Consider the following 19584-nt stretch of genomic DNA (forward strand, 5'->3'; position numbering starts at 1 on the left):
GGGATGAAAAGGATTTCCATCCGCACTAATTAACCAAACGCGGTTGGAGATACTGAGTGATTGAAGTTCATCTCGGTGACATCACTCGATTACAGGTCGATGTAATCGTCAACGCGGCCAATCGCCACCTGTCTGGTGGCGGTGGTGTCGATGGGGCTATCCACCGGGCGGCGGGGCCCGAACTTTCTGAGGCCTGCCGTGAGATCGGCGGTTGCCCGGTCGGGGAAGTCAGGCCAACCCCGGCCTTCTCCCTCCCTTCAAAGCGTATCTACCACACGGTCGGCCCGGTCTGGCGGGGCGGCAACCTCGGTGAGCCGGAGTTATTGTGCAGTTGCTACCGGCACTGCCTCTCCCTGGCACGGCGGGAGGGGATGCGGTCCATCGCCTTCCCCGCGATCAGCTGTGGGGTCTACGATTATCCCGCGGAGCTGGCTGTGGAAATCGCAGTGGAGCAGGTCCAGGAGCACCTGGACCGGGACAGCCCGCCGTTCGAGATCGTCTTCTGCTGCTTCGACGAGGCGATGGCGGAGTTGTACCGCCAGCAGCTCGACGCACTGGTGCGCCGCTGAAGCACTGTTGATTCTTGTCCTCGCGTCCAACATTATTGGCGCATAAAACGCACAATAAATGACGCGAGGATAAGAGTATGCGCAGCGCGGAGCAGTGGTTTTCCGAATACGGCGAGAGCCACCAGAACCCAACCAACAAGGCGATTCACTGGATTGCAGTGCCGGTGATCTACGCCACAGTCATCGGCCTGGTCTGGTCCATCCCCCAGCCGGCTTTCATGGCCGAGATTGCCTGGCTCAACTGGGCTGTGGTGGCGCTGGTGCCGGCCCTGATGTTCTATGCCCTGATGTCCTTCTCCGTGGCCCTGGGCATGGTGGCGCTGAGCGTGGTCTGCCTGTGGGGCTGGTCCATTGTCGACCGGCTGGGCTTTAGTGTCTGGCAGGTGTCGCTACTGCTGTTCGTGGTGATGTGGATTTTTCAGTTTATCGGCCACCACGTAGAGGGCAAGAAACCTTCCTTTTTCAAAGACGTGCAGTTCCTGCTGATCGGGCCGGCCTGGGTAATCGGTTTTCTCTATCGCAAGCTGGGTATCCGCTACTGAGCCAGGCGGCAGCAGTCTGACTCAACACCGGGGTCCCGTTCGGGGCCCCTGTTACCGGTTGTAATGCACCGGGACTTCCAGCGTCTCTTTCACTTCCTCCATGACCACATAGCTGGTGCATTCCTGCACCTCCGGCAGTGTCAGCAGGGTCTCGCCGTAGAACTTGCGGTAGGCGCTCATGTCGGCCACCCGCGCCTTGATCAGGTAGTCAAAATTTCCCGATACCAGGTAGCACTCCTGTACCTCCGGCAGCGCTGCGACCGCATTGCGAAATTCCTCGAAGGCATCCTGGGCAGAGCGGTTCAGGCGAATCTGTACAAAGACCACCAGCGCGGCATCCAGAAACTCGGGATTGATCAAGGCGGTGTAGCCCTGGATGACGCCGTCGCTTTCCAGACGCCGGACCCGCTCGACGCAGGGGGTAGCGGTAAGGCCCACCTGGCGGGCCAGTTCGGCATAGCTGGTGCGGCCATTTTTCTGCAGAACGCGCAGGATGTTGCGGTCGACGGTACTCAATTCATTGGCGCGTTTGCGCATGACGGGCTCCAAAATGGTCGATTTGCTCGAAAAATCAGCTTTCTCACGCCTAAGGCAGTGGAATCCACTGGTTTAGATGAAAATCTAACATAAATTCACTTGAAGGGCGGTCCTATACTAGCCGAAATCACAGAGGCAGGACGGCAAACCGGCCATTGAAAGCGCGGGCGTCCTTCATTTTGAGGAGTAGAGAAAAATGTTGATTGGTGTACCAAAAGAGATCAAAAACCACGAGTACCGTATCGGCCTGACTCCGGCCAGCGTCCGCGAGCTGATCAGCCACGGCCACGAAGTGATCGTGCAAAAGGACGGTGGTGCCGCCATCGGCTTTACCGACGAAATGTACGTTGAGGCGGGTGCCCGCATCATCGATACGCCGGAAGAGATCTTCGCCAGCGCCGACATGATCGTCAAGGTGAAAGAGCCGCAGCCGCACGAGTGCGAGATGCTGCGCCCCGGCCAGATTCTCTATACCTACCTGCACCTGGCGCCCGATCCCAAGCAGACCGAGCTGCTGGTGAAGTCCGGTGCTACCTGTATCGCCTATGAAACCGTGACCGACCGCTTCGGCGCGCTGCCGCTGCTGGCCCCGATGTCCGAAGTTGCGGGCCGTATGTCCGTACAGTGCGGCGCGCACCACCTGGAGAAAGCCCAGGGCGGTCTGGGCGTGCTGCTGGGCGGCGTTCCCGGTGTGGCCCCGGCCAAAGTACTGATCATCGGCGGCGGTGTTGTAGGCACCAACGCGGCCAAGATGGCCCTGGGTATGGGCGCTGACGTGACCATCCTGGATCGCTCCCTGCCGCGTCTGCGTCAGCTGGACGATATCTTTGGCGGCGCGGTGCGCACCGAGTACTCCACCAATGACGCCATCGAGACCCATGCACTGGAGTCCGACCTGGTAATCGGTGCGGTTCTGATCCCGGGTGCCGCGGCGCCGAAGCTGCTGACCCGCGACATCATCAGCCGCATGAAGAAAGGCGCAGTGGTAGTGGACGTGGCCATCGACCAGGGCGGTTGTTTCGAGACCTCCAAGGCCACCACTCACCAGGAGCCGACTTACGTGGTAGACGGCGTGGTGCACTACTGTGTTGCCAACATGCCCGGCGGTGTTGCCCGCACCTCCACCATGGCCCTGAACAACGCGACTCTGCCGTTCGCCGTTTCTCTGGCCAACAAAGGTGCCAAGCAGGCCCTGCTGGACGACGCCAACCTCCTGGAAGGCCTGAACGTCCATGCTGGCATGGTGACCTACCAGGCAGTGGCAGATGTACTGGGTTACGAATTCGTCGACCCGAAACTGGCCCTGCAGAAATCTGCAGTGGACCAGGGTGCAGTGGCCTGATCGGCCGCTTCACCGCGCTTGATTGAGTAACGCGTTTATTCTTGTTTGAGCACTGTTTCTCCCCAGGGGCGCTCCCGGCGCCCCGCTCTGTGAGACCAGGTGGCGGGAGCCACCATTTTTGAGCCGCGTATTTACGCGGCTTTTTTATTTGTGCTTTTGTTGTTGTCGCGGGTGGGTCGGAGAGGCTGCGCGTGCCGGTCAGACCGCAGGGCGGTCTGTTGTAATCCTCGACATCACGAGGTAGGCAATGCCGACCATCAGCGGTATCGCCGCAACAGCCAGCATGCCTTTGAAGGCATTGCCGCTGGGGTCGGGGGTGAAGAAACCCATCAGCGCAAGACCCAGGGCGATGGCCACCCACACGATGCCAATGCGGATGTCGCGCTTGGGATGCGGTCCGTAGCTGGCCAGGTGCTCGATCAGCGTCGGGGTCAGCGGATTGTCCTTTTCCAGCGCAAGGCGAATGGTCTCCTGCACTTCGCGGTTGGATTTCTGGCGGAAGTAGAGGGCCATCCATACCAGCAGGCCCACCAGCAGGAATAACGCGAAAGGGATCAGTAGGGCGAGGGTGCCTTCGTTCATATTGTCGTGCTCCTGATTGAGTCGATGCCGGAAATCGGCGTTGCTTAATCAATAGATGCGCGACAGGGGCTGTTTGGATGCAGTGACCGTCAGCGCCCGGGAAAAAGACGCCCCAGCAGCACCGGCAGCGCCGTTTCGACCCGCAGGATTCGCGGCCCCAGGTGCACGCCCTCAAACCCCAGGTCCTGCAGCTTTTCGACTTCGTAGGGGATGAATCCACCCTCTGGCCCCACGGCCAGGGTCGCAGGGCCGTCGATATCCACAGGGCAGGGACTATCCGTCACCGGATGGGCGACCAGGCGGCGGGAGTCCGCCGCGATCTCCGCAAGCTCATCCTCGACGAAGGGTTTGAAACGCTTGCGCAGCTCAATGGTGGGCATCCGGGTATCCACGGCCTGTTCGAGGCCCAGCAGGCACAATTCCCGCAACTTTTCCGGCTCCAGCCAGGGGGACTGCCAGTAGGATTTTTCCACCCGGTAGGCATTGATCAGATAGATTTTCTTGGCGCCCAGTGTGGTCACATGCTGGATGATGCGCTTGAGCATTTTCGGGCGGGGCAGGGCGAGGATCACTGTCAGGGGGAGCGGTGTCGGTGCAGCATCCTGCAACGTGACCTCGAGCCTGACCTGGTTGTCGTCGATCTGCAGCACCTCCCCGCGACCGATCGCGCCATTGAGCAGCCCCACCTTGAGGTGGTCGCCGGGCCCTGCACGGTGCACCTGGCAGATATGTTCGTGACGGCGGCCTGTGAGCGTAACGCGGGTCGCCGCGGTGAAATCGTCGGGAAACAGAATGATCAGGTTCAAGCTTTTGTTCTCAAGCTACAGGTCAGGCCGCACTTGGCGACTGACCCGTGGAAGCGGTGCAATGCCCTTGGGGCGGGAGCGGAGCGCTGGCCCCAGATAGCAGTCAGCTGGATGTGCTGGCCTCGGCGCCCTTGCCCAGTCCCTCGTACGCGCGCACGCGCACTATGCGGCCCTGTTCCTCTGCGGCAATGGTGTCGGCAATGTACTGGGCCAGCTGTTCCACCGTGGTGTCACACTGAACCAGCTCACAGCGGCTGGCCGGCAGTCCCAGGGTGAACTCCCCCTGCCGGGCCCGGTAGGCGAACTCGAACTGGTTGCTGTTGCTGCCGCCGACCAGGTCCTCGCCCGTGCCCAGGTAGATGTCACGCCAGCGCTCGGCCCAGCGCGCTTCCCAGTCCGGATCCCGCGTCCCGTCGATAAAGATCTGTATTCTGGAGCGGTGGCCGTGGGCAATGCGCTGGCAGTTGCCGTCGTGTTTCTTCAGCCCGTGGCTGTAGTGGTAGTAAGCGTCGTCGATGGATTCGCTGCGAAAGCGCAGCTGCAGCCTGGCGACGCTGCTGGGAAAGGCGCTGTCCAGCTGGGTTACACACCAGGCGGCGACACTCTCCTCAAAAATTTCCTCGGCCTCGACCAGGGCGAAGGCCTGCTCCGGGCCGCTGACGGTAATCTGCCCGCCGTCCGCCAGTGACCAGGTCAATGAAAGCTTGTCATCGCTGCGTTGCAGCTCCAGGTGGGGCGACTGTACTGGCACCAGCAAGCGGTGATCGAGTTCACTATCGAGCCAGTTGCGCAGGGTTTTCTTGACGATGCCGAAGTCACACACCATACCCTGTTCGTCGAGCGCGCCGTCCAGCGCAGCACTGGCGAGCCAGGTTTCGCCCACCAGGCCGCGGGTATGGTCCAGGTAGCTGAAATCAACGTTGATGAGGTTGTCGACAAAGAGGTGCATGCACAGCCTTAGCGGTTTGGGTCAGGAATAGTCGGTCAAAAAACGCGGCCATAGTATAACCGCTATCAGGGGTAGAACTCGCGCCTGTGAGTCTCTATAATCGCGCCCTCTTCGATGCTGATCGCCAGTCGATATCGGTCGAGGGCTTAAGTTCTTCTTAAGAAGCAGTGTAGTGGCGGCCCTTCCGGTCCCCTCGCAATGAACAGCTGTGAACTCCGCCAGGCCCGGAAGGGAGCAACGGTAGCAGTGACGTCATGTGCCGAGGGTGTGCTGGTTGGGCTGCCTCCATTTTTGCCCCCTGAAATTCCCCTTTCGTACCTCCTTTCGCTCTGCTCACAGCAGTATTTTTCTCCGTCTTAGCCTTCATGCAGGGAATAATGTGCCGATGTTTCGTCCTGCGCCGCCCTTCGGTCCCGCGGGCTCTGGTCCCTATGCTATAAACGGCGTCACTACCTGAAACCGATTCCGATAAAGACAAAGAGGGAACCGATGAAGAAACTTGCTCTGGCGATTGCGGCCACGGTGGTTTTTGCCGGTTGTGACAGCGGCGAAACTGATAAACAGGCGACGCAGGCGACGAATGCTGCCGCCCAGGTGAGCAGTGAGACTGCCAAGGGCGCGCAAAATGGCGGTGAGCTGACGGCAGCCGATGCCAAGGCATTCCTGGATGATGCGCAGTCGCGGCTCGCCGAGATGGCAGAAGAGTTGAGCCACGCCAGCTGGTTGGCTTCGACCTACATCAATATTGACTCCCAGTACGTGGAGTCCCTTGCCTCCGAGCGTTTCACTTCCCTGGCGGTCGAACTGGCCAACGAAGCGGCGCAGTTTGATGATCTGCAGGTGGATGAAGAAACCCGCCGTCAGTTGACCATGTTGAAGCAGGCTCTGGTGCTGCCGGCGCCGAAGGATCCGGAACTCACTGCAGAACTGGCGCAGATCCAGTCCAAGTTGCAGGGCATGTACGGCTCTGGAAAGTACTGCACTGGTGAAGGCGACGCGGAGAAGTGCTACAGCCTTACTGAAATGGGCCGGCTGATGGCCGAAAGCCGCGACCCGGAGCAACTGAAAGACCTCTGGGTGGGCTGGCGCAAGGTGTCCCCGCCGATGAAACCTCTCTACGAGCGTCAGGTGGAAATCGCCAATGCCGGTGCCAAGGAGCTGGGCTACGACAACCTCAGTGTGATGTGGCGCTCCAAGTACGACATGGGCGCCGATGAGTTTGCTGCAGACATGGATAACCAGTGGAACAAGGTGAAGCCTCTGTACGAGGCGCTCCACTGTCACGTGCGGGCCAAGCTCAACGAGCGCTACGGCGATGACGTGGTGCCGCCCAACGGCAAGATTCCCGCACACCTGCTCGGCAACATGTGGGCACAGGAGTGGGGCAACATCTATGACGTCGTCAAAGATGAGGATATGGAAGCACCCTACGACCTGGACGCTTTGATCCAGGAGTCGGGGATGAGCGAAAAGGACATGGTGAAGGTAGGTGAGCGTTTCTTTACCTCACTGGGCTTCAAGCCGCTGCCGGAAACCTTCTGGGAGCGCTCCCAGTTCACCAAGCCCCGCGATCGCGATGTGGTCTGCCATGCCAGTGCCTGGAACATGGATGGCCAGGACGATATCCGCATCAAGATGTGCATCCAGAAGACTGCCGACGACTTCATCACCGTGCACCATGAGCTGGGCCACAATTTTTACCAGCGTATTTACAAAGACCAGCCGTTCCTGTACCGCGAGGGCGCCAACGATGGTTTCCACGAGGCGGTAGGTGATGCCATTGCGCTGTCCATCACGCCGAAGTACCTGAAGGAAGTCGGCCTGATGGAGGAAGTACCCGGCAGCGAGAAAGACATCGGCTTCCTGATGCGCCAGGCACTGGACAAGATTGCCTTCCTGCCGTTTGGCCTGTTGGTGGACAAGTGGCGTTGGCAGGTATTCGACGGCGAGGTGCAGCCGGGTGATTACAACAAGGCCTGGTGGCAGCTGCGTGAGGATTACCAGGGTATCCAGGCGCCGGTGGAGCGCACCGAGGAGAACTTTGACCCGGGTGCGAAATATCACATCCCGGGCAACACCCCTTACGCCCGTTACTTCCTGGCTCGCATCCAGCAGTTCCAGTTCCACCGCGCCCTTTGTGAAGCCGCCGGTGAAGAAGGGCCGCTGCATCGCTGTTCCATCTACAACAACGACGCGGCCGGCGAGAAACTGCGCAACATGCTGGCCATGGGTGCAAGCAAGCCCTGGCCGGATGCGATGGAAGCCATCACTGGCCAGCGCGAGCTGGATGCCTCTGCCATCATTGATTACTTCCAGCCGCTGATGGGTTACCTGGAAGAGCAAAACCAGGGCCGCCAGTGCGGCTGGGAATAATCGCGCGCTGAGCGAGCACTGCTCGCTGCGCGGCTTTTCTCAAGGAAAGAGGTCGACCGGCCACGGCAGGTTTTTGCTCCATGCAAAACCTGCATTTCCGCCATCCGTGGCGGTCAGACGCCGGGCCGGACCCTGATCAAACACGCATGGGTTGCGCCATGGATGGCGAGGAAAGAGCTTGTTACGGCACAGTCGAGAGCACTGCCCGCCGCGTGGCTTTTCTCAAGGAAAGAGGTCGACCGGCCAAGGCAGGTTTTTGCTTCTGCAAAACCTGCATTTCCGCCATCCATGGCGGTCAGACGCCGGGCCGGAATTAAATCCAGGGAAGGCTGCTAGCGAAAAGCTTTCCCGCGCGTACGGCGAGCACTGCCCGCCGCGCGGCTTTTCCCAAGGAAAGAGGTCGACCGGCCAAGGCAGGTTTTTGCTCCTGCAAAACCTGCATTTCCGCCATCCCTGGCGGTCAGAAGCCGGGCCGATATTTGTGTTTTCCGGCCGAGGGGAACCTGCAGAAACAAAAAAGGCCGGGCAGCTTTCGCTGCCCGGCCTTTTTCATGGTTGGCCCCGGGGGCCGCCAATCAGAAGGTGTAGTTCACAGAAGCACTGAACAGCCACGCCTCGAGATTGGTAGTCCCGCCATCGAAGGCGGTAGGCAGGGGTACGGTAGTGAAGTCCTGGATGGTTTCGTCGTCACCCCACAGGTAGGCGAAGCCACCGTCGACACTCAGGTGCTCGTCAAACTTGTAAGTGCCACCAAAGGTGATCCACTGGCGATCGGTATCCGGGATTGCGAGGTTGCGCCAGGTAATCGGGAAACCGGTCTCTTCGCTCTCTGCGCGGTTCAGGCCGTCACGGGCGGCGCCTTCATCGAAGGCGTAACCGATCCGCCAGGTGACTTCCTCACAGGGGTAGTACTCACCGGCGATGCTGTAACGCAGGCCGCTCTCGAAGTTCTCCTCGCGTAGCACCAGCGGATTGAATGGCTCTTCCTCGACGCCGAGACGGGCGGACGGGAAAAAGCCCTCGAGGCGCTCGAAGTCGTCCCAGTCGGTCCACATCAGGCCGGCTGCCACACCCCACTCGTTGCTGAAACGATGGTAAAAGCCCAGTTCCAGGGTGTCAGGCAAGTCCAGAGGGACTTTCACGCTCGCATTATCGAATGGCGGGAAGGCCGGTTGCAGTACCGGGGGCAGTGCCGCGGTCGGCAGGATGTCGGAACTAACATCACCCTCCAGGTCCAGCTCGATCTCGGCGTGGTAGGAAATGCCGAGGCGGGTGCGATCATTGATATTCCACAGGGCACCCAGGGTCCAGCTCACGTCCCAGTCGTCGGCATCTTCGGCATCGAGAATCGAGATATTGGATACGCTCGGGTCCAGCGGGAAGTTGGCTGGTACCTTGGTGTTCAAGGTTGCATCTGCGTAAACAAAGTTCACTGCCAGGCCGACGCTGAACTGGTCGTTGAAGTCGTAGGCCACTGATGGTGCGATATTGAGAGTCAACAGTTCGGTCTGGTCGTTGACGTGGGTCAGCAGCCAGTCCGGATCGAAGTCTGTTTCAAGGCCGTAGGTGGTGTACATGGCCAGGCCCAGCGACCAGCAGGGGTCCAGTGGCACAGCCAGGTAGCCATTGGGGATGAAGGCGTCGCTGGCGTAGTCATCCGCTTTGTCAAAGAAAGTGGCGCTGGAGGGACCTGCCGGCGTGTCGAAGAAAAAGGTAACGTCGCCCGCGGCATCGATTTCAGGGTTGACGTAGATTAAACCGCCGCTGACGCTGATGCTGTCGAATAACGCAGAACCGGCCGGGTTGCGACCGAGAATCGAGGCGTTGTCACCAATCGTATTCTCTGCTGCATAGGCCCGGCCGAGTCCGGTAGAGCCTGATTCCTGGAGGTAGAAACCGGCAGCCATTGATCCGCTGGAAACGGTGCTGATTGCGACAGCCAACGCTGCGCGGCGCAGTAAATTCTTTTTCATGAGGTCCCACTCTGTATTGCTGATGACTTTTCGCCGGCACGCACAATCCCGAAGTTCGGAGGAGGCGCATCCGGCAGGAAAGCTTTTTCACAAAGCTTCCAATTCTCGCAATGTATTCCTTGGTACAAAAAAAATACTAGCAGCGCGATACTGTCGCGCCGCTGCACCTGAGGAAACGGGCGACTTTATAAAGAGAATGGGTCAAAAAATCTATTGGGTGGCGGGACTTTTTTCCCCTTTTTGGCGGGAAATTTGAACTTTTTCAGCGGGCGTTGATGGTTTTCCCGTCGATGATCAATTCGGTCAAAGCGATTTGATAGGTTTCGCCATCTTCATTCTGTTGCAGTTTGACCAGTGCATAATTCCACGCCGGGGCAAACCAGATATTGGTTTCCCGGTCGTCGTCCTCTCTCACTCTCTGTACCTTTACGGTTTCCACTTCCCCGAGAGGAGTCTGCAAAGTCTCTTTGCCAGTGACGGTGAAGCGGTATTCGCGAAATTTTTTGCCATCGGCGACCACGTAATGAAGGTCCTGCCTGCCGGCGGCAACATCGAGAGCCAGCTGAAGCTGGTAGCTGATTTTGTCCTGGGTTTTTTCCGGAGCGTTTTCCAGAGTGCGATCCGCGTTGGTCAGATTGACGACGCGGTTTTCCCCGTGCTCAAAGTTGAGTGAAGTGTGTCGATTGCGGCCGAGCCCGGAGCGACGGTACTCGTAGTGCAGCGGGGAGAGCTGCCCGTCCCGGCTGAGAAAGCGGGAGTATTCGTTGATGTCAGCAAAAAAAGAGTCGGCCTGGAAGTCGAGTCGCCAGTTGTCTGCACTGCCGGACAACGAGCGGGTAGCAGTGACCTCGAAAGCGCCATAGCGGGCTTCATAAACAGCACGGAAAGGTTTCAGGTCACTGGCGCTGGCCATTGGTGCCAGCAGCAGGGTGGCGAAAATTGAGACCAGTGTGAGGAGACTGCGAATTGGCACTTTGACCTCCAGTTGTCCGGGCCCGGGATGCACTACTTTAGCATCCGGCCACTGGACCTGTTGAGGTCTCGGGTGGCGCCGGAGCCAAAGCCTGTGGAAACTCTGACAACGGCGCGAGGGGTTAGTGCGATTCAGGCAGCCTGGCTGTCGATGCGGTGGCCGGAATCGGGGAGGGGATGGCCGTCAAGCTCAGCCCGGTCGCCATTCATGGACAGGCGGCCCTCGGCGAACCACTGCACTGCCATGGGGTAAATAATATGTTCCTGCACCTGAACTCTCTTGGCGAGAGTGTCGGGGGTGTCATCGGATTCGATGGGGACTACGGCCTGGACAATCGGGGGGCCACCATCCAGCTCTTCGGTGACGAAATGCACCGTGGCGCCATGTTCACGATCGCCCGCTTCCAGGGCCCGTCGATGGGTATGCAGGCCCTGGTATTTCGGCAGCAGGGAAGGGTGGATGTTGAGCAGGCGGCCGCTGTAATGGCGTACGAAGCCTGGCGTGAGGATGCGCATAAAGCCGGCCAGCACTACCAGTTCGGGATCGTGGCGATCGATGGTCTCGATCAGTGCGGTGTCGAATCCCTCGCGGTCGAGATAGTCGCGGTGGTTGACCACCGCGGTTTCGATTCCCGCTTTGCTGGCCCGGGTCAGTCCAAAGGCCTCGGGTTTATTGCTGACGACGGCGCTGACCTCAAAGGGGGCGTCGCTATCTGCCGCTGCGTCGATGATGGACTGCAGGTTGGTGCCGCTGCCGGAAATCAGTACCACCACACGGCAGCGGTTTTCATCATTGCGCGCTGACATCAGAGGCCCGCCAGCTCCACGGCCTCATCACCCTCGGCGGCAGACTCGATGCTGCCGATGACAAAGGCGTCTTCGCCCAGCTGACGCAGGGTGTCCAGCGCCTTGTCCGCCTGCTCTGCAGGCACGCAGATCACCATGCCCACGCCACAGTTAAAGGTGCGGTACATTTCGCGGCCGTCGATATTGCCGGCCTGCTGCAGCCAGCGGAACACCGGAGGAAGCTCCCAGCTGCTGACATCGATCTTGGCCTTGGCACCCTCGGGTAGGACCCGCGGCAGGTTTTCCAGCAGGCCCCCGCCAGTGATGTGGCTGAGCGCGTTGACCTGGGCGGACTTCATCAGTTCGAGAAGGTTCTTCACGTAGATGCGGGTCGGCGCCATCAGCGCCTCTGCCAGGGGCTTGCCGCCCATGTCCTGTTGCAGATCGGCACCGCTGATTTCCAGGACCTTGCGGATCAGGGAGTAGCCGTTGGAGTGCGGGCCGCTGGAGGCGAGGCCGATCAGCTTGTCGCCAGTCTTGACCTTGCTGCCGTCGATGATTTCGGACTTCTCCACCACGCCAACGCAGAAACCGGCCAGGTCGTAGTCGTCACCTTCATACATGCCGGGCATCTCTGCGGTCTCGCCGCCGACCAGTGCAGCGCCAGCGAGTTCGCAACCACGGCCGATGCCGGTGACCACCTGGGCGGCCACGTCCACGTTCAATTTACCGGTGGCGTAGTAATCGAGGAAGAACAGTGGCTCGGCGCCTGCGACCACCAGGTCGTTGACGCACATGGCCACCAGGTCGATACCGATGGTGTCGTGGATACCCAGGTCCATGGCCAGGCGCAGCTTGGTGCCAACACCGTCGGTGCCGGATACCAGCACCGGCTCCCGGTAGCCGGATGGCAGCTCGCAGAGGGCGCCAAAACCGCCCAGTCCACCCATGACTTCGGGGCGCTGGGTGCGCTTGGCCACGTGCTTGATGCGGTCGACCAGCGCGTTGCCCGCGTCGATGTCGACACCGGCATCTTTATAACTGAGGGACTGGGGTTTGGAATCGCTCATGATTCTTCCTGCAAATGGGGGATTCGAGAGGGCGCGTATTCTAGCTTGGAGTTGCTCGTCTAGCCACGCCCGATGCCGATCTGCCGCAATTCGGCTGAAGTTCCCCAGCGGGAGCTCGCGTGGGCGCCGGTAGCGCTGCAAACGCGGCAGGGATCCCAATGTGCGAACTGGGGGCTGGGAGAAAAGGCCGACACTGATACAATAGCCGCTCGGAGCCCGCCTGACCGCCAGCTCCGTGGGGTTCCACCGGGTTTTGCGATGTCCTCGCGACGGTGGCCCGTCAAGAATCACGATGTTTGGGAGAGATCCGATGCACAAGCTGCTCCGGCACGGGCTGGCGGCTCAATTATTGGCGCTGTTGCTCTGCGTCCTGGTGATGCCTGCACAGGCACGAGTGGTAACGGGCCTCTACGAGGTGGTGGAGGCCGTGCCCAGCCGCGGAACCACCGACCGGGCCGATGCCACCGCCCGCGGGCTCGAGCGGGTCTTCGTGCGTGTCACCGGCGAAACTGCCATTGGCAGCGATGCGCAGCTGCGCTCGGAACTCCGGAAGGCAGAACAGTACCTGCAGAGCTACCGCTATGAGGTGGAGGACAATCAACTCTACCTCCACCTCTCCTATGATCCGCAGGTAGTATCCGAGCGGGTCCACCGCTTGAAACTGCCGTTGTGGCCCAACAACCGCCCCGGCACCCTGGTATGGCTGGCGGCGGATACGCTGCAGAGTGGCCGCAACGCGTTGAGCGAGCAGCAATTCCCGGAGCTTTATGCGGCCCTCGACGCAATGGCGATCGAACGCGGCCTGCCGGTGGACTTCCCGGCGATGGACCAGACAGATCGCCGTGCCATGCCGCTGGGCAACCTCTGGGCCCAGGATGAGCGGGCGGCGGAGCGCGCCGGTATCCGCTATCGCCCGGACGCGACCCTGATGGGGCGGGCTCTGGAACTCTCCGCCGATCGCTGGCAGGCCAACTGGCTGTTGATTCACGGCGGTCGCGCTCACGCCTTCGATGCCAGTGGCAGTTCCCTCGAGGAGGTCGCGCAACAGGGGATCGACGGCGCAGCAGATTTGCTGGCACAGCGCTATGCCGTCCGTACAGGCGAGACCGGGCAGCAAAGCGCCCTGGTGCTGGAACTCTCGGGTATCGACCAGTTTGCTGACTACACCGGGGCCATCGCCTATGTACAGGGGCTGGCGCAGGTAAGCCGCGCCGAACTGCTGTCGGCGGACAATGATCGCTTGCGGTTCTCGATCACTTCCACCGTGGCATTGGACCGGTTGCGTGATGCCCTGGCCCTGAACCGCCGGCTGAGTGCTAATGCAGAGGAAGATCCTATCGATCTGACCGGCTACCGCGCGCCTGTGGGCAGTGCGGAGAATCCCTTGCGTTACCGCTGGCAATGAGATGAGCAGTAATCAGGGCGCACCGCAGCAGTTGCCCCTGGGGGTTTCCCTGCGGGACGACGCCACTTTCGATAACTTTTACCTCTCGGGGGAAGACGCCAACCGTCAGGTGGTGGAAGCCCTGCAGGCCTTTGCTTGTGGCCAATCGCCAGAGCAGGTGCTGTACCTCTGGGGGGAGCCGGGCAGTGGCGTCAGCCATCTGCTCCAGTCCGCCTGCCAGAGCGCAGAGGAGGCTGCCCGCACCTTCCAGTACCTGCCACTGAAAGATCTCATGGGCATGGATCCGTCAGTCATGCTGGACGGCCTGGAGCAGCTTGAGCTGGTGTGCATCGATGATCTGCACCTGGTGGAGGGGCAGCCCCGCTGGCAGGAGGCGCTGTTTCACCTGTACAACCGGGTGCGGGACAGTGGCGGGCAGTTGCTGCTGGGAGCCCGTAAACCGCCCAGGGGGCTGGAGCTGGACCTTGCCGACCTGCACTCGCGTTTGCAGTGGGGGCTCACTTTCCAACTGCAGGCACTGAACGATAGCGACAAGCTGGCCGCGCTGCGGCGCCGCAGCCGCCTGCGCGGCTTCGACCTGCCCGAAGATGTGGCCCAGTACATCCTGCACCGGTCGCCCCGGGATACCCGCGCGCTGTTCCAGTGCCTGGAAACCCTCGACCGGGCATCGCTGATGGCCAAGCGCAAGATCACCATTCCGTTTGTGAAAGAGGTGCTCGGTATCTGAGCATCCCCGCCCGTCCCGTTTTCCCACTCTGACTCTTCAGAGCCGCAGGATCTGCCGGTATTGCGCCACTTTTACCTTGAACGGTGTGTGGTCATTCAGGTGGAGCCGCATACAGTCCGCGGCATCCGGCTCCCCGTGCACCAGCTGGATTCTGGTGCCTTTTTCCAGTTGCGAATCGAGTAACCACTTTGTCAGGTCCTCGTAATCTGCATGGGCCGAGAGTCCGTCCAGCATTTCCACCTGCGCCCGGCATGGAATGTATTCCCCGTGGATTTTCACCGATCCCGCGCCGGCCAGCATTCTGGCCCCGCGAGTGCCCCCCGCCTGGAAACCGACAAACAGGACGGTTGTGCGGTGGTTGGGAAGCAGGCGCTTCAGGTGATGGAGCACCCGGCCACCAGTGGCCATGCCACTGCCGGCAATGATGATGTGGGGATAGGTGACTTGTTCCAGCGCTTTCGACTCCTCAACGTCACGGGTGTAGGTGACCAGCCGGCCCATTTCCTGGCACTGCGCCTCGGTGAGTCGGTGCAGCTTTGGGTGGTGCCGGTAAATATATGAGGCGTCGATGGCCATGGGGCTGTCGAGGAACACCGGCAGTCTGGGAATTTCACCGGCGGCCATGGCGGAGACCAGCATGTGCTGGATCATCTGCGAGCGGCCTACGGCAAAGCTCGGGATCACCAGCACCCCGCCCTTTGCCACCGCTTCGTTGACGACCCGGTTGAGCTCGCTGCGGACATCCAGGTCCGGGTGCAGACGGTCACCGTAGGTGGATTCAAGCATGAGCAGATCGAGCGGGGGCAGGGGATCTGGCGGGTACATCACAATGTCGTCGGGCCGACCCACGTCACCCGAGAAGCCGACCTGCTTGCCGTCGGCCTGGATAATGGCACTGCCCGCCCCGAGGATATGACCGGCGCCCTGCAGGTGGAAACGGAGGCCGCCCAGCTGAAACTCCTCCCCAAATGCGAGCGGCTGGAACAATTCGAGACTGTGCTCCGCGGTTTCCCCATCGTAGAGCGGCTGGGGATGCGCGTGTTTGCCGAGCCGGTGACGGGCGTAGAAGCGCGCGTCTTCCTCCTGGATATGGCCGGCATCGGGCAGGAGGATGGAGCAGAGATCGATCGTGGCCGGGTGGCAGAAGACCGGTCCCCGGTAGCCCAGCTTGTACAGTCGCGGGATATAACCGGAGTGATCCAGGTGGGCGTGGGTGAGCAGGATGCCATCGATGGATTTGATATCGAAGGCCGGTGCCTGCCAGTTGCGTTCCCTCAGCCACTTGTAGCCCTGGTAAAGCCCGCAATCCACCAGCAAGCGGGTGTCGTTGTGTTCGACCAGGAATTTGGAGCCGGTGACTGTCTGGGTGGCGCCCAGGAAAATGATGTTCACTGTTCAGCTTGCCCCTTGTCCCTCGAATTTTTTCACGAATTGCTCAGCAGCCCGGAAATGGCGGGTATCAGGACCGGGCTCAGGTCCAGCGTGTTACCGCGCCCCGGAATACTGTTGCTTGCCAGCAGGTGTCGGACCCCGGCTTGCTCAAGTTTCGCAAACGCGCCCTCGGCGTAGAGACCGTGCACCGCAAGGCAGTCGACCTGTGAAACACCCGCCTGCCGGAGCCGTGTCACTGCCTCCAGTATCGTATGCCCGCTGGAAATGACATCGTCCAGCAGCACCGCTGGATATCCCTGAAATGCACTGAGCTCCGGGAAGGCAATTTCCACCGCCCGGTCTCCCAGTCGGTGTTTCTCGCCCACGATGACGGGGCTGCCGGTCTGTTTCGCTACGGAGTTGACCCACTGGCGGCTCTCCGCATCCGGCCCCACCAGCAGGCAGGGGCCATCCTGAGCCGCCACCCAGCCGGCGAGCACCGGGGCTGCACTGACAGCCACGGCGGGAATGGTATAGACCTCTTCCAGTCGATGAATACGGTGAAGATGCGGATCGACACAAACGAGCCAGTCGAAATAACGGGAGATCAAGCGGGCGAAACTTGGCGCTGTCACCGCTTCCCCCGGGTGGAATCTGCGATCCTGACGCATGTAACACAGGTAGGGCGCGACCAGGCCGACTGTCTCTGCTCCGAGCTCACGCAGTGTGTCCGCCAGAAAGAGCAACGCCGGCAGATTCGGGTCCGGGTTGGAAAGGTCGGCGAGTACGATACATTGTTTTCCCGATACCGGGCTACAGACCCGCAGGTAGCTCTCCCCATCGGGAAAGCGCCGGCGTTGTAATGTTCCCGCTTCTGCATCCAGCGCCGCACAGAGCGGTCCGAAAAGCGGCAGATCTTCTTCCATGGGGATCAGAATCGTTTTCACGAGGCGCTCTCTATGTCGAACAGGTCGCGGTTCTGATGGTAGTAATCCCGCGCATAGGCCAGTTCGCCCGGTGTGTCGGCGAACAGGGTGGCCAGCGGTTGGCCGGGGATAACGCTGTCGCCCACCTTTACATGCAGTCGCAGCCCGGCGAGGGGCGAGCTGGGTGCGCCCGCAAGCTTGGCCAGTTGCGCGAGCCGCCGGTTGTCCATCGCCCCTAGCTTGCCGGTGCGCTGGGCGCGCAGGCAGGAATGATGCGGCGCTTCCGCAAGGGGTTTGAGGCCACCCTGGGCGTGGCAGATACGCTGGAACTGCTGCCACGCCTGGCCTGAGTAAAGTATTTCCCGGGCCCGGGGTATGGTCACATCGAGTGGTTCCCCCGAGTCCATGGCAAGCAGGTTGGCGGCCAGGAACAGTGATCGCTCGGCCAGGTCGGAGGGGGCCTCGACGGAATTGCGCAGCACCGCAAGCACATCGCGGGCTTCCTCCATCGGGCCGACACCGTAGCCGATGGCCTGGGTGCCATCGGTGATCACGCAGTGCAGGTGCAGGCCCATGGCGTTTGCCACCTGCCGGAACAGGGCTGCGAGCTCGTCGGCCTCTTCGCGGGAGCGAAGTTTGGCTGTGGGCCCCACCGGCATGTCGATCAGGATGTGATTGGAGCCGGCCGCGACCTTTTTCGATAGAACCGAAGCCACCAGCTGGCCGGGGCTGTCCAGGTCGAGGGCTCGCTCGATGCGGATCAGCAGGTCGTCCACGGGGCTCAGGTCCACTTTGCCTCCCGCAGCCAGGCAGGCACCGGTCTGCTCCACCACTCTCTGCAATTGCTCGAGAGACAAGTCCACTTCGGTCAGCACCTCCATGGTGTCGGCAGTGCCGGCAGGGGAGGTAATGGCGCGGGAAGAGGTTTTGGGGATCATCAGTCCAGCGGCGCTGGCAATGGAGATGACGATCGGTGTCGTCCGGTTGCCGGGCAGACCGCCGATACAGTGTTTGTCGAACACCCGATCGGCTCCGGTCCAGTGCAGTTGGTTGCCGCTGTTTACCATGGCGCGAGTCATGGCAGTTACCTCGGCGGCAGTCAGGTGGCCGGCTGCACTGGCGGTCAGGAAACTGGCGATTTCGATATCCGAATAAAGCCGACGACCAATGTCGCGAATGATGGTATTGATTTCCAGTGCATTGAGTTCGTGCCCGTAGATCTTCTTGCGCAACGCGCTCAGTGAGCGCACCAGGGGGGCGTGGCGCACATGGACTCGCTGGCCCTCACTCAGGTCCAGAAAGGCCCAGGCGCTGTCGGAGAAACCGATATGGTCCTCCTCGAGCACTTCCGGACTCACGATATTGAGGTTGGCGATCAGGCTACGTTCCCCGGCTTGTACCTGCAGGCGCGTGTTGGCGCTGAAACCCTCTGCGCGGCAGATGGCGCAGTCGCTTCGCATAAATACGATCGGTTCCTCATGGGTGTCGATACCCATCAGGTGGGCGTTGAGTGGGGCGGTATGTCGCATGGATTGTTATTTGCCCGCAGAGTGTCTGTTCACGATGAATCTGGCGCCAATTCAGTATCTTCGTAGCACGCGGCCTTTCATAATGAGTAGTGGCCAGAGTCCTGGTGCGCACCCGGCTATTTCAAGGAGCGCCGGGCATATAAGAAACAGGAGTTAAAAAAGCATATGCAGAACTTCCGCAAAATACTCTTTGTCAGTCACGGCACTGTCGACGAAAGCGACGGATTGATGCAGGCGCTGGCGGTAGCCCGTGTCAGTGGCGCAACGTTGACGATTATGGTTGTGTGTCCGCTCCTGCCGGAGGGGTTCACGGAATATGAGGGCGCTTATACCGATGGGCTGATCGCCCGGGCGGGGCAGTCGCTGAAAAAATCCCGTGAGTTGCTGAAGGTAGACGAAGGCCAGGTTCCGGCTGAAATTGAGGTGGATGAGGGCAATAATCCCGCCGAGAGAATCATCCGGCGGGTACTGCAAGAAGACTTTGACCTGGTCGTGAAAAACGTCGAGGGACGTACCCAGCGCAAGGGCTTCAAAGCCATGGATATGGAGTTGCTGCGTAAGTGTCCCTGTCCTGTCTGGCTCAGTCGGCGCATCGAGCATCCCCGCGAGGAAGTGCAGGTGGTTGTGGCAGTTGATCCTGAATACGAGCAGCCTTCAGCGTACGACCTCGCTATTCGCTTGTTGCGCCTCTCACGTGGGCTGGCAGACAGCTGCAGCGGAACTCTGCATGTCGTGTCCTGCTGGGATTACGATGTGGATGAATACCTGCGCCACAATTATCCCATCAATATTTCGGATGAAGAGCTGGATCGTGCGCTGGAGAAAGCAGGTTCAAAGCACCGCAGTAAACTGGATGCCTTGATTCACGCAGCCGGCATTGAGGGACCGATTGAGATACACCATGCCATCGCGCGACCGGACTCATTCATTCCTTTGCTGATCGAGGAGAAGCAGCTGGATATCCTGGTGATGGGGACACTGGCCCGCACAGGCATTCCGGGTTTTATCATGGGCAACACGGCCGAGAATATCCTGCAGCGGATTTCCTGTTCGCTGTTGGCCCTCAAGCCCAGCGATTACAAATCACCAGTGAACGTATGAATAAAGAGAGTGCCACCGTACTGG

Annotated in this window: 18 protein-coding genes and 1 other RNA gene; 8 read left to right on the forward strand and 11 right to left on the reverse strand. The window is 60.5% G+C overall.

The genetic code is table 11. From position 1 onward, the window contains the following. Positions 1-56 precede the first annotated feature (56 nt). Together AWR36_RS13755 and AWR36_RS13760 are read left to right on the forward strand one after the other, a co-directional pair. Entirely contained in the window at positions 57-569 is a 513-nt protein-coding gene (locus tag AWR36_RS13755; protein ID WP_067086030.1) for an O-acetyl-ADP-ribose deacetylase, read from the forward strand. A gap of 77 nt (positions 570-646) precedes the next feature. Beyond that, entirely contained in the window at positions 647-1111 is a 465-nt protein-coding gene (locus tag AWR36_RS13760; RefSeq protein WP_067086034.1) for an Mpo1 family 2-hydroxy fatty acid dioxygenase, read from the forward strand. 51 nt (positions 1112-1162) lie between these two features. Here AWR36_RS13760 and AWR36_RS13765 read toward each other — a convergent pair whose 3' ends face one another. Beyond that, positions 1163-1648: an Lrp/AsnC ligand binding domain-containing protein gene (locus tag AWR36_RS13765; protein ID WP_067086038.1), complete on the reverse strand. Its 486-nt coding sequence runs from the start codon at positions 1646-1648 to the stop codon at positions 1163-1165. Between the two features lie 196 nt (positions 1649-1844). Between AWR36_RS13765 and ald the strand changes: the two genes are divergently transcribed. Then, entirely contained in the window at positions 1845-2990 is a 1146-nt protein-coding gene (ald, locus tag AWR36_RS13770; RefSeq protein ID WP_067086042.1) for an alanine dehydrogenase, read from the forward strand. A gap of 198 nt (positions 2991-3188) precedes the next feature. Here the strand turns inward: ald and AWR36_RS13775 are convergent, their stop codons facing one another. The 3 genes from AWR36_RS13775 to AWR36_RS13785 all read right to left on the reverse strand — a co-directional run bounded on the left by AWR36_RS13775 (position 3189) and on the right by AWR36_RS13785 (position 5327). Beyond that, positions 3189-3572 carry a DUF6249 domain-containing protein gene (locus tag AWR36_RS13775; RefSeq protein WP_067086045.1) on the reverse strand — a complete coding sequence of 128 codons (384 nt, stop codon included), beginning with the start codon at positions 3570-3572 and terminating at the stop codon, positions 3189-3191. Between the two features lie 89 nt (positions 3573-3661). Then, the gene (locus AWR36_RS13780; protein WP_067086049.1) at positions 3662-4378 is read right to left on the reverse strand and encodes a 16S rRNA (uracil(1498)-N(3))-methyltransferase; all 717 of its coding nucleotides are present in this window, start codon (positions 4376-4378) and stop codon (positions 3662-3664) included. A gap of 103 nt (positions 4379-4481) precedes the next feature. Continuing rightward, positions 4482-5327: a 6-carboxytetrahydropterin synthase gene (locus AWR36_RS13785; RefSeq protein ID WP_067086053.1), complete on the reverse strand. Its 846-nt coding sequence runs from the start codon at positions 5325-5327 to the stop codon at positions 4482-4484. 182 nt (positions 5328-5509) lie between these two features. Here AWR36_RS13785 and ffs point away from each other — a divergent pair. Continuing rightward, an RNA gene (gene ffs / locus AWR36_RS13790) (signal recognition particle sRNA small type) lies at positions 5510-5606 on the forward strand. Between the two features lie 210 nt (positions 5607-5816). After that, positions 5817-7700: a M2 family metallopeptidase gene (locus AWR36_RS13795; RefSeq protein WP_067086057.1), complete on the forward strand. Its 1884-nt coding sequence runs from the start codon at positions 5817-5819 to the stop codon at positions 7698-7700. Positions 7701-8275: 575 nt separating this feature from the next. Here the strand turns inward: AWR36_RS13795 and AWR36_RS13800 are convergent. The 4 genes from AWR36_RS13800 to purM form a co-directional block, all read right to left on the reverse strand. Next, positions 8276-9673, reverse strand: coding sequence for an OmpP1/FadL family transporter (locus AWR36_RS13800; protein ID WP_067086061.1), 1398 nt, complete (start codon positions 9671-9673; stop codon positions 8276-8278). 262 nt (positions 9674-9935) lie between these two features. Next, complete coding sequence (locus AWR36_RS13805) at positions 9936-10646, reverse strand: DUF3108 domain-containing protein (protein ID WP_231745342.1); 711 nt, start codon at positions 10644-10646, stop codon at positions 9936-9938. Between the two features lie 131 nt (positions 10647-10777). Beyond that, positions 10778-11452: a phosphoribosylglycinamide formyltransferase gene (purN, locus tag AWR36_RS13810; RefSeq protein WP_067086064.1), complete on the reverse strand. Its 675-nt coding sequence runs from the start codon at positions 11450-11452 to the stop codon at positions 10778-10780. Then, positions 11452-12501 carry a phosphoribosylformylglycinamidine cyclo-ligase gene (purM, locus tag AWR36_RS13815; protein WP_067086069.1) on the reverse strand — a complete coding sequence of 350 codons (1050 nt, stop codon included), beginning with the start codon at positions 12499-12501 and terminating at the stop codon, positions 11452-11454. Before purM ends, purN begins: the two co-directional genes overlap by 1 nt. 310 nt (positions 12502-12811) lie before the next feature. Here purM and AWR36_RS13820 point away from each other — a divergent pair, with 310 nt between their 5' ends. Both AWR36_RS13820 and hda read left to right on the forward strand, forming a co-directional pair. After that, entirely contained in the window at positions 12812-13906 is a 1095-nt protein-coding gene (locus AWR36_RS13820; protein WP_067086072.1) for a DUF2066 domain-containing protein, read from the forward strand. Between the two features lies 1 nt (position 13907). Beyond that, positions 13908-14633, forward strand: a complete 726-nt coding sequence (gene hda, locus AWR36_RS13825) for a DnaA regulatory inactivator Hda (RefSeq protein WP_067086075.1) — start codon at positions 13908-13910, stop codon at positions 14631-14633. A 36-nt stretch (positions 14634-14669) separates the two neighbouring features. Here the strand turns inward: hda and AWR36_RS13830 are convergent, their stop codons facing one another. From AWR36_RS13830 to AWR36_RS13840, 3 genes are read right to left on the reverse strand one after another with little or no spacing between them, the layout of a single operon-like run. Beyond that, positions 14670-16025 carry an MBL fold metallo-hydrolase RNA specificity domain-containing protein gene (locus AWR36_RS13830; protein WP_067086079.1) on the reverse strand — a complete coding sequence of 452 codons (1356 nt, stop codon included), beginning with the start codon at positions 16023-16025 and terminating at the stop codon, positions 14670-14672. Between the two features lie 32 nt (positions 16026-16057). Next, a complete protein-coding gene (locus AWR36_RS13835) occupies positions 16058-16951 on the reverse strand; it encodes a ribose-phosphate diphosphokinase (RefSeq protein WP_096866667.1) in 894 nt (297 codons plus the stop codon). Continuing rightward, positions 16948-18459, reverse strand: a complete 1512-nt coding sequence (locus AWR36_RS13840; RefSeq protein ID WP_067086082.1) for a thymidine phosphorylase family protein — start codon at positions 18457-18459, stop codon at positions 16948-16950. Before AWR36_RS13840 ends, AWR36_RS13835 begins: the two co-directional genes overlap by 4 nt. A 165-nt stretch (positions 18460-18624) precedes the next feature. On the opposite strand from AWR36_RS13840, the gene AWR36_RS13845 reads away from it, so the two are divergent. Beyond that, entirely contained in the window at positions 18625-19560 is a 936-nt protein-coding gene (locus tag AWR36_RS13845; RefSeq protein ID WP_067086085.1) for a universal stress protein, read from the forward strand. The last annotated feature ends 24 nt before the right edge of the window (positions 19561-19584 follow it).

Source organism: Microbulbifer flavimaris, assembly GCF_001641755.2.
Taxonomy (GTDB): domain Bacteria; phylum Pseudomonadota; class Gammaproteobacteria; order Pseudomonadales; family Cellvibrionaceae; genus Microbulbifer; species Microbulbifer flavimaris.

Bases quoted from the DNA above. Each gene is read 5' to 3' on its own strand.
- AWR36_RS13800 (WP_067086061.1), bottom strand. From the start codon at position 9,673: ATGAAAAAGAATTTACTGCGCCGCGCAGCGTTGGCTGTCGCAATCAGC.
- ald (WP_067086042.1), top strand. From the start codon at position 1,845: ATGTTGATTGGTGTACCAAAAGAGATCAAAAACCACGAGTACCGTATC.
- AWR36_RS13760 (WP_067086034.1), top strand. From the start codon at position 647: ATGCGCAGCGCGGAGCAGTGGTTTTCCGAATACGGCGAGAGCCACCAG.
- AWR36_RS13795 (WP_067086057.1), top strand. From the start codon at position 5,817: ATGAAGAAACTTGCTCTGGCGATTGCGGCCACGGTGGTTTTTGCCGGT.
- AWR36_RS13845 (WP_067086085.1), top strand. From the start codon at position 18,625: ATGCAGAACTTCCGCAAAATACTCTTTGTCAGTCACGGCACTGTCGAC.
- purM (WP_067086069.1), bottom strand. From the start codon at position 12,501: ATGAGCGATTCCAAACCCCAGTCCCTCAGTTATAAAGATGCCGGTGTC.
- hda (WP_067086075.1), top strand. From the start codon at position 13,908: ATGAGCAGTAATCAGGGCGCACCGCAGCAGTTGCCCCTGGGGGTTTCC.
- purN (WP_067086064.1), bottom strand. From the start codon at position 11,452: ATGTCAGCGCGCAATGATGAAAACCGCTGCCGTGTGGTGGTACTGATT.
- AWR36_RS13765 (WP_067086038.1), bottom strand. From the start codon at position 1,648: ATGCGCAAACGCGCCAATGAATTGAGTACCGTCGACCGCAACATCCTG.
- AWR36_RS13820 (WP_067086072.1), top strand. From the start codon at position 12,812: ATGCACAAGCTGCTCCGGCACGGGCTGGCGGCTCAATTATTGGCGCTG.
- AWR36_RS13785 (WP_067086053.1), bottom strand. From the start codon at position 5,327: ATGCACCTCTTTGTCGACAACCTCATCAACGTTGATTTCAGCTACCTG.
- AWR36_RS13840 (WP_067086082.1), bottom strand. From the start codon at position 18,459: ATGCGACATACCGCCCCACTCAACGCCCACCTGATGGGTATCGACACC.
- AWR36_RS13775 (WP_067086045.1), bottom strand. From the start codon at position 3,572: ATGAACGAAGGCACCCTCGCCCTACTGATCCCTTTCGCGTTATTCCTG.